We start from the raw sequence: 13,038 nt of genomic DNA on the forward strand, positions 1-13,038 counted from the left end.
CTCCTTTCAAAGTTTCAATTGTATTTTAGATAGCGAGAATTACTTCTTCGCAGCTTTCGGACGTTTCGTACCGTATTTAGAACGGCCTTGCATACGTCCATCAACACCTGCAGTGTCAAGCGCACCACGAACGATGTGGTAACGTACCCCTGGTAAGTCTTTTACACGTCCTCCACGGATAAGAACAACGCTGTGCTCTTGAAGGTTGTGGCCAATACCTGGGATGTACGCAGTCACTTCGATTTGGTTAGTCAAACGAACACGAGCATACTTACGAAGCGCCGAGTTCGGTTTCTTCGGAGTCATTGTACCAACACGTGTACAAACACCACGTTTTTGTGGTGAGCTCACGTTTGTTTGTGACTTGATGAAACTGTTGTAACCTTTGTTAAGTGCTGGAGAGTCAGATTTCACGACTTTCGATTTACGTCCTTTACGGACTAACTGGTTAATAGTAGGCATCTTTGAAGATCCTCCCTTCCTGAATGTTGCTATTTTCTAGTCCCACCGACCCGGGTGGTTCATTTAAGGTCATAACGAAACGTTTTTACGAGGCGTAGGCATTCCATGACCTCGCAAAAACGTGAGTTATACCTTGAAAGTGGCAATTGTAGCAGCCAAACCTTCCCGTAGAAAGTTCGGATGGACGTCCAAGTAGCTTGCCGACTGCTGGACATCGTTGTCGTCGACAACAACCGATTGGCGGCACTAAATCATAGTAGCACCGCCAAACTGTGCTGTCAAGACGTATTTTATTCGACGGTAGTATCTTCGAGCGCAACCGGTGCCTCATCTTCTTCGAGTTCCACATCACGGTACACGGCCATTCCAGTACCAGCCGGAACGAGCTTACCGATGATGACGTTCTCTTTGAGTCCGAGGAGATAGTCGCGTTTCCCTTTGATTGCCGCATCTGTCAAGACGCGAGTCGTTTCCTGGAACGAAGCCGCTGAGAGGAACGAATCTGTCTCAAGTGAGGCTTTCGTGATCCCGAGAAGGACTGGTTTCGCAGTCGCAGGATGCTTCCCATCACGAATCGCATCTTTGCACGCCTCTTTGAAGACGCTGATGTCAACGAGTGATCCAGGGAGAAGCGGAGTGTCTCCTGATTCGATGACTTTGACACGACGAAGCATTTGGCGAACCATGACCTCAACGTGTTTATCACCGATTTCTACCCCTTGCATCCGGTATACTTTTTGAACTTCTTGGAGAAGATAGTTCTGAACACCAGACACACCACGGACGGCGAGCAATTCTTTCGGATCGATCGAACCTTCCGTGAAGACTTCACCGGCTTCTACTGTGTCACCGATTTGAACGCGGAGACGCGCTCCGAATGGAATCGTGTATGAACGAGTCTCACTGAATCCTTCGACCGTGAGTTCACGCTTGTCACGCGATTCTGTGAAGTCGATGACCGTACCAGAGATTTCCGAGATGACCGCTTGACCTTTCGGGTTACGGGCTTCGAATACCTCTTGGATACGTGGAAGACCTTGTGTGATATCGTCTCCGGCAACCCCACCTGTGTGGAAGGTACGCATCGTAAGCTGCGTTCCTGGCTCACCGATTGATTGTGCGGCGATGATACCGACGGCTTCTCCGACTTCAACGTTCGACCCAGTCGCCAAGTTGCGGCCGTAACATTTCTTACATACGCCGTGTGACGTGTTACATGTAAAGGCTGTACGGATTTCAACTTGCTCGACACCCGCATCGACGATGATGCGTGCGATGTCTTCTGTGATCAATTCGTTCTTATCGATCAACACTTCGCCCGTTTCAGGGTGTGTGACCGTTTCAAACGATGTACGCCCGACGAGACGGTCGTACAAGCTTTCGATTTCTTCCGTACCTTCGCGGAGTGCAGAAACGCGGATTCCGCGGTCCGTTCCACAATCTTCCTCACGAATGATGACATCTTGCGCGACGTCGACGAGACGACGTGTCAAGTAACCTGAATCGGCTGTCTTCAAGGCTGTATCGGCAAGACCTTTACGCGCCCCGTGAGTCGAGATGAAGTACTCTTGAACCGTCAGACCTTCACGGAACGACGATTTGATTGGAAGTTCGATGATGCGACCAGATGGAGCGGCCATCAAACCACGCATACCCGCGAGCTGCGTAAAGTTCGATGCGTTACCACGGGCACCAGAGTCAGACATCATGAAAATCGGGTTCAAGCGGTTGAGGGATCTCATCAATCGAGATTGAATTTCATCCTTCGCTTCGTTCCAAGCACGAACAACGCGCTCATAACGTTCATCTTCTGTGATGAGACCACGACGGAACGACTTCATGATTTGGTCGACTTGTTTTTGCGCCTCATCAAGAATCTCTTGTTTGTCCGGAAGTACGATGATATCAGCAATACCAACCGTCACACCGGCCTTCGTCGAATGCTTGAAGCCGAGGTCTTTCATTCGGTCAAGCATGCGGCTTGTTTCAGTCGTTTCAAACTTCTGGAACACTTCCGCGATGACTTTTCCAAGGAATCCTTTTTTGAACGGGTCGATGATTGAGCGTGATGCGATTTCTTCCGCAACGTTCGCTCCTTTATCGATGAAGTACTTGTCAGGTGTTGCCTCTTGCAAGTTTTCCATCGTCGGCTCGTTCAAGTATGGGAACGTGTTTGGCAAGATTTCGTTGAAGATCATCTTACCAACAGTCGTAATGAGCAATTTCTCGTTTTGTTCGTCTGTGAACGTCGGGTTGTTGAGTGTGCGTGCCGGAAGTGCCACACGCGAGTGCAAGTGGACATAACCGTTTTGGTACGCAATCAACGCTTCGTTTACGTTCGAGAACACTTTTCCTTGACCGATTGCATCTTCACGTTCGAGTGAGATGTAGTAGTTACCGAGGACCATATCCTGCGATGGCGTAACGACTGGTTTTCCGTCTTTCGGGTTCAAGATGTTCTGTGCAGCGAGCATGAGAAGGCGTGCTTCCGCTTGTGCTTCTGCAGAGAGCGGAACGTGGACGGCCATTTGGTCACCATCGAAGTCGGCGTTATAAGCCGTACATACGAGTGGGTGCAGACGAATCGCACGACCTTCAACAAGAATCGGTTCGAATGCTTGAATACCAAGGCGGTGAAGCGTCGGGGCACGGTTCAAGAGAACCGGATGCTCACGAATGACTTCTTCAAGGACGCCCCAGATTTCAGGTTGCATCTTCTCGATTTTGCGTTTAGCGTTCTTGATGTTTGAAGCGATGCCACGACCGACAAGCTCTTTCATCACGAACGGTTTGAAGAGTTCAAGTGCCATCTCTTTTGGAAGACCACACTGATACATCTTCAAGTTCGGACCTACGACGATAACCGAACGTCCTGAATAGTCGACCCGTTTACCGAGAAGGTTTTGACGGAAACGACCTTGTTTCCCTTTCAACATGTGTGAAAGCGATTTGAGCGGACGGTTACCAGGACCTGTTACCGGACGACCACGACGACCGTTGTCGATGAGGGCGTCAACCGCTTCTTGAAGCATACGCTTCTCGTTTTGCACGATGATGTTCGGCGCGCCGAGGTCGAGCAAACGTTTGAGGCGGTTGTTCCGGTTGATGACTCGACGATACAAGTCGTTCAAGTCAGATGTCGCAAAGCGTCCACCGTCGAGCTGTACCATCGGGCGAAGCTCTGGTGGGATGACAGGAAGTACTTCAAGGATCATCCAGTCAGGATTGTTTCCTGAAGTGAAGAATGCATCGAGAACTTCCAGGCGCTTGATCGCACGTGTACGACGTTGACCTTGGACTGTTTTCAACTCTTCACGAAGCTCGCTCACTTCTTTTTCAAGATTGACGTCTTGGAGAAGTGTGCGGATGGCTTCAGCACCCATGTCTGCTTTGAAGTCGCTACCGTATTTCTCACGATAGAGACGGAATTCTTTTTCCGAGAGAAGTTGTTTCTTCTCAAGCGGAGTATCACCTGGCTCCGTTACCACGTAAGATGCGAAGTAAATGACTTCTTCAAGTGCACGTGGTGACATGTCGAGAACAAGCCCCATGCGGCTTGGAATCCCTTTGAAGTACCAGATGTGCGAAACTGGTGCCGCGAGCTCGATATGGCCCATTCGCTCGCGACGCACTTTCGCTTTCGTCACTTCAACGCCACAGCGGTCACAAATGACTCCTTTATAACGGATTCGTTTGTATTTCCCACAGTAACATTCCCAGTCTTTCGTAGGACCGAAGATTCGTTCACAGAACAATCCGTCCTTCTCTGGTTTAAGTGTACGATAGTTGATCGTTTCCGGCTTTTTAACTTCACCGTAAGACCACGAACGGATCTTCTCTGATGAAGCCAAGCCGATTTTCATATATTCAAATCGATTAACATCTACCAAGGGGCCGACCTCCCTTTTCGCCTTATTCCTCTTCCGTAACAGTCGGTTGAACGACTTGTTCTAACGCCGATGTTGCGTTCGGGATGTTGTCGTCATCTTCATCTTTCATTTCGACTTCTTCATCATCCGCTGACATCATCTTGACTTCCATACCGAGCGCTTGAAGCTCTTTGATCAAGACGCGGAATGATTCAGGAACGCCCGCTTTCGGAACGCTCTCGCCTTTCACGATGGCCTCATATGCTTTCACACGACCAACCGTGTCATCCGACTTGATTGTCAAGATTTCTTGGAGCGTGTAGGCTGCACCATACGCTTCAAGAGCCCAAACTTCCATTTCCCCGAAGCGCTGACCACCGAACTGTGCTTTACCACCGAGCGGTTGTTGCGTAACGAGTGAGTATGGTCCTGTCGAACGAGCGTGAAGTTTGTCATCAACCATGTGCGCGAGTTTGATCATATACATGACACCGACAGAGACACGGTTATCGAACGGTTCACCCGTACGACCGTCATAGAGACGCGTTTTCGCATCTTTATCCATACCAGCCTCTTCAATCGTTGCCCATACGTCTTCCTCACGCGCTCCATCGAATACAGGTGTTGCCACTTTGACGCCGAGTTTCTTCGCCGCCATACCGAGGTGGAGTTCAAGTACCTGACCGATGTTCATACGAGATGGTACCCCAAGCGGGTTGAGCATGATGTCAACCGGTGTACCGTCTGGCATGTATGGCATGTCTTCTTCAGGGAGGATCCGCGAGATAACACCTTTGTTACCGTGACGTCCCGCCATCTTGTCCCCTTCGTGAATCTTACGTTTTTGAACGATATAGACACGTACCATTTGGTTGACGCCTGGAGACAACTCGTCGCCGTTTTCACGGTCGAACACTTTGACGTCCAAGATAATTCCATCTCCACCGTTTGGTACACGAAGTGACGTATCACGTACTTCACGTGCCTTCTCACCGAAGATTGCGTGCAAGAGACGCTCTTCCGCCGTCAATTCTGTAACGCCCTTAGGTGTTACTTTACCGACGAGGATATCGCCATCCTTGACTTCAGCTCCGATGCGGATGATCCCACGATCGTCCAAGTTGCGAAGTGCGTCATCTCCGACGTTCGGAATATCACGTGTGATTTCCTCTGGTCCGAGCTTCGTGTCACGTGACTCCGACTCGTACTCTTCGATATGAATCGACGTGTACACATCATCTTTCACGAGACGCTCACTCATAATGATTGCATCCTCATAGTTGTAACCATCCCATGTCATGAAGGCAACGACGACGTTACGGCCGAGCGCAAGCTCACCCATATCCATCGACGGACCGTCTGCAAGGATTTCTCCTTTTTCGACACGGTCACCAGCTGCGATGATTGGTTTTTGGTTGTAGCATGTCCCTTGGTTTGAGCGGACATATTTTTGAAGTTTGTAACGGTCTAAATCACCTGAAACCTCTGACCCGTTCACGTCAGACGTACGACGGACTAGGATTTCACGTGCTGTGACGCGTTCGACGACACCTGGGTATTTCGCAACGATTGCTGCTCCAGAGTCTTTTGCAGATACATACTCCATTCCAGTACCGACAATCGGTGAGTCCGGTTGAAGAAGCGGTACTGCTTGACGTTGCATGTTCGCTCCCATGAGGGCACGGTTCGAGTCATCGTTCTCTAAGAACGGGATACACGCCGTTGCGGCAGAAACAACCTGTTTCGGCGAAACGTCCATGTAATCGACTCGGTTTGGCTCGACTGACAAGTTTTGTCCGCGGAAGCGGCAAAGGACTTGCTCGTCTGCAAAGTGACCATCTTCTGTAAGCGGCATGTTCGCCTGTGCGACAACATAGAGGTCTTCCTCGTCAGCCGTCATATATTGAATATCGCCCGTGACAAGACCTGTTTCCGGGTCCACACGACGATATGGTGCTTCGATGAAACCGTACTCGTTTACTTTCGCGTAAGACGAGAGCGAGTTGATGAGTCCGATGTTCGGTCCCTCCGGTGTTTCGATTGGACACATCCGACCGTAGTGCGAATAGTGAACGTCTCGAACTTCGAAACCGGCACGCTCACGTGTCAAACCACCCGGTCCAAGTGCAGAGAGACGACGCTTATGCGTGAGCTCTGCGAGCGGGTTCGTTTGGTCCATGAACTGTGACAATTGCGAGCTACCGAAGAACTCTTTAAGCGATGCGATAACCGGGCGGATGTTGATGAGCGCCTGTGGTGTAATCGCGTTTTGATCTTGAATCGACATACGTTCTTTTACGACACGTTCCATACGAGAAAGCCCGATCCGGAATTGGTTTTGGAGAAGTTCTCCGACTGAACGAAGACGACGGTTTCCTAAATGGTCGATGTCATCTGTTGTTCCGACTTCGTGAAGTAAGTTAAAGAAGTAGTTGATTGAAGCGATAATATCAGCCGGCGTAACATGTTTCACGCTACGGTCGATATTGCCATTTCCGATGATGTTCAAGATACGCTCTCCATCTGGGTCATCCGGTGAGATGACTTTGATTGATTGGAGACCGAACGGCTCACCCTCTGCGACACCACCAGTTGGTTCCGCATCGACATAACCGAGGCCACTCTCCAAGTGTGGGAGAATACGATCTAAGTTACGACGGTCAAGAACGGTCCCAGCTTCAGCGAGTACTTCGCCTGTTTCTGGATCCACGAGCGTTTCCGCCAATTTTTGACCGAATAGACGGTTCTTAAGATGAAGCTTCTTGTTCATCTTATAGCGACCGACGTTCGCTAAGTCATAACGTTTCGGGTCGAAGAAACGTGATACGAGAAGTGATTTCGCATTTTCTACCGTTGGTGGTTCACCAGGACGGAGACGCTCGTAAATTTCGATCAACGCTTTTTCTGTAGACTCAGTGTTATCTTTTTCAAGGGTGTTACGAAGATATTCATCATCCCCGAGAAGGTCGATAATTTCTTGGTCCGTACCGAATCCGAGGGCACGCAACAACACCGTTACCGGAATTTTACGGGTACGGTCGATACGAACATAAACGATATCTTTGGCGTCTGTCTCGAGTTCGAGCCAAGCACCACGGTTCGGGATGACGGTTGCGCCAAATCCACGTTTACCGTTTTTATCGAGTTTAGCGTTATAATACACGCTCGGTGAACGGACAAGCTGGGAAACGATGACGCGTTCAGCACCATTAATGATAAACGTTCCCGATTCTGTCATGAGCGGGAAATCCCCCATGAACACTTCTTGTTCTTTGAGCTCACCTGTCTCTTTGTTTTGGAGACGTACTTTTACGCGAAGTGGCGCAGAATAAGTAACGTCGCGCTCCTTCGATTCATCGATTGAATACTTCGGCTCGCTGAGCGAGTAATCGATGAACTCCAATACGAGGTTTCCTGTGAAGTCGGAAATCGGTGAAATGTCCGTGAACATTTCCTTTAATCCTTCACGCAAGAACCACTCATAAGAAGCAGTTTGAATTTCAATCAAATTCGGAAGCTCTAGAACCTCACTGATACGGGCATAGCTTCTTCTCTGACGGTGACGACCGTACTGAACAAGTTGACCAGTCAACTGATTCACCTCTCAGACCCCCAATTCTTTAGCGAATTTTTCGGGCGTAATAATCGAACATTGTCATTGAATGTCGCTCGTTTTCCGTCTCTAAAAAGCAGCAGACACGGCAGTTCCAAGCGAATTCCATTCCAATGGCATTTTATAATGTTAGCATATACGTTATAGCGAGTCAATAAGACTTCGCCGTTTGTCAAGACCGAATTGCCCGAAAAATAAAGTAACCTTTGTCTTTCGCGATTGTTTCGACTTGACCAAACACCTCTTCTAACAATTTCTTAGCAGAAGGTGCTCCTTGTTTCTTTTGAATGACGACATAGATTGCTCCTCCAACGACCAAATGCGCATGAGCTTCACGCAAGATCGTATGGACGACTTGTTTCCCCGCACGAATCGGCGGATTGGTGACAATGGCGGCAAACCGTTCTCCCCCCACCGCGTCATACGCGTGAGAAAGCCGTGTTTCGACCGTCACTCCATTACGGGCGGCGTTTTGCTCAGAGAGCGCCAGCGCACGCTCATTCACATCAATGAGCAAGGCCTCACGCCCAGAGGCATCGGCAAGCGAGATCCCCATCGGACCATAGCCACAGCCTACATCTAAAATACGTCCTGAGACATCAGGCACTTCAAACGACTCAATTAAAAGACGTGACCCAAAATCGACCGATCCTTTCGAGAACACACCGCGGTCCGAAGTGAAATGATACTCTTTCCCTCGCAACTCATACGTCCATGTCTCCGGGGCACTTTCCGAACGTGGATCGTTCGTATAGTAATGATCTCCCATGCGTTGAACCTCCTAACCCATTCTTCAAGGAAATAAAAGAAGCTCGCCGTGGCGAGCTTCTATAGATTGTGAAGTTGAATTACTTAACTTCAACAGATGCGCCAGCTTCTTCAAGCTTAGCTTTGATTGACTCAGCGTCTTCTTTAGAAACGCCTTCTTTGACTGGAGCCGGAGTTCCGTCAACGAGTGCTTTTGCTTCTTTGAGGCCAAGACCTGTGATTTCACGAACCGCTTTGATGACGTTGATTTTACCAGCGCCTGCGTTTGTGAGGACTACGTCGAATTCAGTTTGCTCTTCAGCTGCTGCGCCTGCGCCAGCACCTGCAACTGCTACTGGAGCTGCTGCTGATACGCCGAATTCTTCTTCGATTGTTTTTACGAGTTCGTTAAGTTCGAGAACCGTCATTGATTTGAGGTCTTCGATGAATTGCTCTTTGTTGAAAGCCATTATGGTTTTCCTCCTTTGATGTTGTGAAAAAGTTTTTTGTTACGCTACGCGACAAAAATTAAGCAGACTGCTCTTCTTTTTGTTCTGCGATTGCATTTGTTGCGACTGCGAGCCCACGGATTGGAGCTTGAAGTACGCTGAGAAGCATCGAGAGAAGACCATCGCGTGATGGAAGTTCTGCAAGGGCTTTGATTTCTTCGAGTGAAGTCACTTTGCCTTCGATGATTCCGCCTTTAAGTTCGAGCGCTTTGTGCTCTTTCGAGAAGTCGTTCAAGATCTTCGCTGGAGCAACAACTTCTTCGTTAGAGAAGGCGATTGCTGTAGGACCAGTGAAGACTTCGTCAAGACCTTCGAAGTTCGACTGAGTAGCCGCGCGGCGAAGAAGACCGTTCTTGTAAACTTTGAACTCGATTCCAGCTTCACGGAGTGATTTACGGAGTGTAGTCACTTCTTCAACTGTAAGTCCACGGTAGTCAACAACAACTGTTCCAACGCTCGCTTGCATTTTCTCAGCGATTTCATCGACGAGTGCCGATTTCTGAGCTACGATTTTTTCGTTTGCCATGTGTTTGCACCTCCTAGTCAATTCTTATACCGGACGAGAGGCTGCTCTCCAAAAGAAATCCCTCGTATGAAGACATACGAGGGCGTAATTGTTTGAAAGTAAACCTGTGACAACAGGCTCAAGTTCGAGCAAAGACACCTCGGAAGGGTTTACGGACCGATGTCCACCTTCTGTCTACGGTAATCCAACATATTCGGTTGAACGTGTATTACTTTATCAGCGGTGTCACACGTTGTCAACAATTTATTTCAACAAGATTACTTAAGGAAATCTGCAGTCGCTACACGGATCCCAGGACCCATTGTAGATGAAAGCGAGATGTTTTTAAGGTAAGTTCCTTTTGCAGTAGCAGGCTTCACTTTCATGAGTGTTTCGAGAATTGTCTCGATGTTCTCAGAGAGTTTAGATGCTTCAAATGATTTCTTACCAACTGGAACGTGGATGTTACCAGCTTTATCAACACGGTATTCAACTTTACCAGCTTTGATGTCCGCGATTGCTTTTTCTACGTCGAAAGTAACTGTTCCTGTTTTCGGGTTAGGCATGAGGCCTTTAGGTCCGAGAACACGACCGAGTTTACCAACTTCACCCATCATGTCAGGTGTCGCAACGATTACATCGAAGTCGAACCATCCTTGTTGGATTTTGTTGATGTACTCAGCGTCACCAACGTAATCTGCTCCAGCAGCTTCCGCTTCTTTCACTTTCTCACCTTTAGCGAAGACGAGAACTTTTTGTGTTTTACCAGTACCGTGTGGAAGTACAACGGCACCACGGATTTGTTGGTCTGCTTTCTTCGGATCTACGCCGAGACGTACAGCAACTTCGATTGTTTCATCGAATTTAGCAGTAGCTGTTTTTTGAACGAGCTCGACAGCTTCAGCGAGGTCGTATGACTTCGTGCGGTCAACAAGCTTAGCTGCTTCTTGGTGTTTTTTACCCATGATCTTTTCCTCCTTGTGGTTAGCGGAATTTCCTCCCACATAATGAAGGGATTGAAGGTGAGCAGTATTCACCGACAACCCCAGAGACTAACAATTAGTCTTCGATTACAATACCCATACTACGTGCAGTACCTTCAACCATAAGCATCGCTGTTTCTACAGATGATGCGTTAAGGTCAGGCATTTTAAGTTCAGCGATTTCGCGAACTTTGTCACGCTTAACCGTTGCTACTTTCTTACGGTTTGGTTCACCAGAACCACTCTCGATACCAGCAGCTTTCTTCAAGAGAACTGCAGCTGGTGGAGTTTTCGTAATGAATGTAAACGAACGATCTTCGTATACCGTGATGACTACAGGAATAATCAATCCGGCTTGGTCTTGTGTACGAGCGTTGAACTCTTTACAGAATCCCATGATGTTTACACCTGCTTGACCAAGTGCTGGTCCTACTGGTGGTGCTGGGTTAGCTTTACCAGCTGGGATTTGAAGTTTAACGAGTTTAGAAACTTTTTTCGCCACGAGACACACCTCCTTAAGTCTAAAATGTGGTTTCTTGGACGTTGTGCGCCCTCCCACTCAATCTATTAGGTCGAGTTTGTACCGAAATAAAGCACAACATCAAACATTTTCGATTGTACCATCCGTTTTACGGATTAGCAAGTGGGTTTAGTTAATTTTCTGAACTTGTTCGAAATCAAGCTCAATTTTTGTTTCACGACCGAACATGTCGACCACAACTTTGAGCTTCTCTTTATCGGCTTCAATCTCGTCGATTGTCCCCTCAAAGTTCTCGAACGCGCCTTCTTTCACGCGGACAAGATCACCAATTTCGTAGTTGTAACGATCTTTCTTCTCGATGAGTCCCATCTGCGACAAGACGTTCGTCACTTCGTCCGGTTGAAGCGGGATTGGTTTTGCCCCGCCCCCTGTTGAACCGAGGAACCCTGTAACGTTTGGCGTGTTGCGGACAACATACCATGAATCGTCGGTCATGACCATCTCTACGAATACATAGCCTGGGAAGCTTTTGACTTCACGCTCTTTAATTTTCTTCTCGCCACTTTTTAATGTGACTTCTTCTTGCGTCGTTTCAGTCGGGACGAGGACGCGGAAAATCTTATCTTCCATGTTCATCGAACCGATTCGACGTTCTAGGTTTTCTTTGACGTTGTTCTCAAAACCTGAGTACGTCTGAACAACAAACCATTGCTTCTCCACGGCTTTCACCTCTTCCTTAGTTAATCAATAAATTGACGAGATAGCTGACTCCACTATCTACGCCGAACACGAACAGGCCAATCACGACAACGGTCGCGATGACGGTAATGGTATATTTTGTGAGTTCTTTACGAGTCGGCCAACTCGTTTTCTTCAACTCTTTCCATACGTCGCGCAAAAAGTTCATGGTAGCTTCCTCCTACATTGAATGCCAATATACGTTACTTTGATTCTCGATGCATCGTGTGTGCGTTACAGCGGCGACAAAACTTTTTCATTTCAAGTCGTGTCGACACACCGTCTTTTTTAGTCGTCGAGTATTCTCGAGACCCACATTCCGAGCAAGCGAGACTGACTTTCTTTGCCATTCATAAGCGCCCCTTTCGGCTACTCTTCTTGAAAAAAGAGCGAAAAAAAAACGCCTCCTGTAAATGGCGTCTACGGACAAGGCGCTGTTTTAAAAGTATCATATAGGAGGCATATGGTCAATGATTGGTTAGCTCGTGAGCATTCGGACGTCAACGTGACGTTCAAATTTCTTCTTCACACGTTGTAGCGCATTGTCAATCGATTTAACGTGACGATCGAGGTCATCTGAAATCTCCTGATACGAACGTCCATCTAAATACAAACGCAATACTTTCCGTTCGAGGTCACTTAAAATTTCATCCATCTTCGCTTCCATAAACGTCTGTTCTTCTTGCGTCACAATCAATTCTTGCGGATCCGTCGGATGCGGCGGCAAGATGACATCGAGCAACGTCCGATCAGACTCTTCGTCAAAGATCGGCTTGTCGAGTGACACATATGAATTGAGCGGAATATGCTTTTGACGGGTCGCCGTCTTGATGGCTGTGATCATCTGACGGGTGATACACATTTCTGCAAAGCTTTTGAATGACGCGAGTCGTTCGTCCCTATAGTCACGAACGCCTTTGTATAGACCAATCATTCCTTCTTGGACGATATCCTCATGATCTGCGCCAATCAAAAAATATGAGCGCGCCTTCGCTCGCACGAAATACCGGTATCGTTCAATCAAAAACTCGAGCGCGTCGCTATCCCCTTCGTTGCGCGCTAGTAAGACCAACTCTTCGTCTGACATTTTTTCAAACTGTTCGTACGGCCATCCGTTCATGCTCGTTACCC

The 13,038-nt window shown here is 48.1% G+C and carries 12 protein-coding genes and 1 other annotated feature; all 12 genes read right to left on the bottom strand.

Annotated elements, in window-relative coordinates:
- Positions 1–39: 39 nt before the first annotated feature.
- The 12 genes from rpsL to sigH all read right to left on the bottom strand — a co-directional run bounded on the left by rpsL (position 40) and on the right by sigH (position 13,027).
- Positions 40–462 (bottom strand): 30S ribosomal protein S12, encoded by a 423-nt coding sequence (gene rpsL / locus KNP00_RS12350; protein WP_012727683.1) that lies wholly within the window; start codon positions 460–462, stop codon positions 40–42.
- A gap of 290 nt (positions 463–752) precedes the next feature.
- A complete protein-coding gene (gene rpoC / locus KNP00_RS12355) occupies positions 753–4,352 on the bottom strand; it encodes a DNA-directed RNA polymerase subunit beta' (RefSeq protein ID WP_215145694.1) in 3,600 nt (1,199 codons plus the stop codon).
- 22 nt (positions 4,353–4,374) lie between these two features.
- Positions 4,375–7,923, bottom strand: coding sequence for a DNA-directed RNA polymerase subunit beta (rpoB, locus tag KNP00_RS12360; protein ID WP_215145738.1), 3,549 nt, complete (start codon positions 7,921–7,923; stop codon positions 4,375–4,377).
- A 193-nt stretch (positions 7,924–8,116) separates the two neighbouring features.
- Positions 8,117–8,713: a class I SAM-dependent methyltransferase gene (locus KNP00_RS12365; protein ID WP_215145696.1), complete on the bottom strand. Its 597-nt coding sequence runs from the start codon at positions 8,711–8,713 to the stop codon at positions 8,117–8,119.
- Positions 8,714–8,792: 79 nt separating this feature from the next.
- Complete coding sequence (gene rplL, locus KNP00_RS12370; protein WP_215145698.1) at positions 8,793–9,161, bottom strand: 50S ribosomal protein L7/L12; 369 nt, start codon at positions 9,159–9,161, stop codon at positions 8,793–8,795.
- Positions 9,162–9,219: 58 nt separating this feature from the next.
- Positions 9,220–9,726: a 50S ribosomal protein L10 gene (gene rplJ, locus KNP00_RS12375; protein ID WP_215145700.1), complete on the bottom strand. Its 507-nt coding sequence runs from the start codon at positions 9,724–9,726 to the stop codon at positions 9,220–9,222.
- Between the two features lie 44 nt (positions 9,727–9,770).
- Positions 9,771–9,924 (bottom strand) — a sequence feature (ribosomal protein L10 leader region).
- A 59-nt stretch (positions 9,925–9,983) separates the two neighbouring features.
- Positions 9,984–10,670, bottom strand: coding sequence for a 50S ribosomal protein L1 (rplA, locus tag KNP00_RS12380; protein WP_012727689.1), 687 nt, complete (start codon positions 10,668–10,670; stop codon positions 9,984–9,986).
- A 94-nt stretch (positions 10,671–10,764) separates the two neighbouring features.
- On the bottom strand, positions 10,765–11,190 hold the full coding sequence (gene rplK, locus KNP00_RS12385; protein ID WP_012727690.1) for a 50S ribosomal protein L11: 426 nt from the start codon (positions 11,188–11,190) through the stop codon (positions 10,765–10,767).
- A 147-nt stretch (positions 11,191–11,337) separates the two neighbouring features.
- Positions 11,338–11,889, bottom strand: coding sequence for a transcription termination/antitermination protein NusG (gene nusG, locus KNP00_RS12390; RefSeq protein WP_215145708.1), 552 nt, complete (start codon positions 11,887–11,889; stop codon positions 11,338–11,340).
- Between the two features lie 16 nt (positions 11,890–11,905).
- Positions 11,906–12,076 (bottom strand): preprotein translocase subunit SecE, encoded by a 171-nt coding sequence (secE, locus tag KNP00_RS12395; RefSeq protein WP_214743074.1) that lies wholly within the window; start codon positions 12,074–12,076, stop codon positions 11,906–11,908.
- A gap of 34 nt (positions 12,077–12,110) precedes the next feature.
- The gene (rpmG, locus tag KNP00_RS12400) at positions 12,111–12,257 is read right to left on the bottom strand and encodes a 50S ribosomal protein L33 (protein WP_026824819.1); all 147 of its coding nucleotides are present in this window, start codon (positions 12,255–12,257) and stop codon (positions 12,111–12,113) included.
- Positions 12,258–12,385: 128 nt separating this feature from the next.
- Complete coding sequence (gene sigH, locus KNP00_RS12405) at positions 12,386–13,027, bottom strand: RNA polymerase sporulation sigma factor SigH (RefSeq protein WP_215145710.1); 642 nt, start codon at positions 13,025–13,027, stop codon at positions 12,386–12,388.
- Between the last annotated feature and the right edge of the window lie 11 nt (positions 13,028–13,038).

Source organism: Exiguobacterium qingdaonense, assembly GCF_018617855.1.
GTDB lineage: Bacteria > Bacillota > Bacilli > Exiguobacteriales > Exiguobacteriaceae > Exiguobacterium > Exiguobacterium qingdaonense.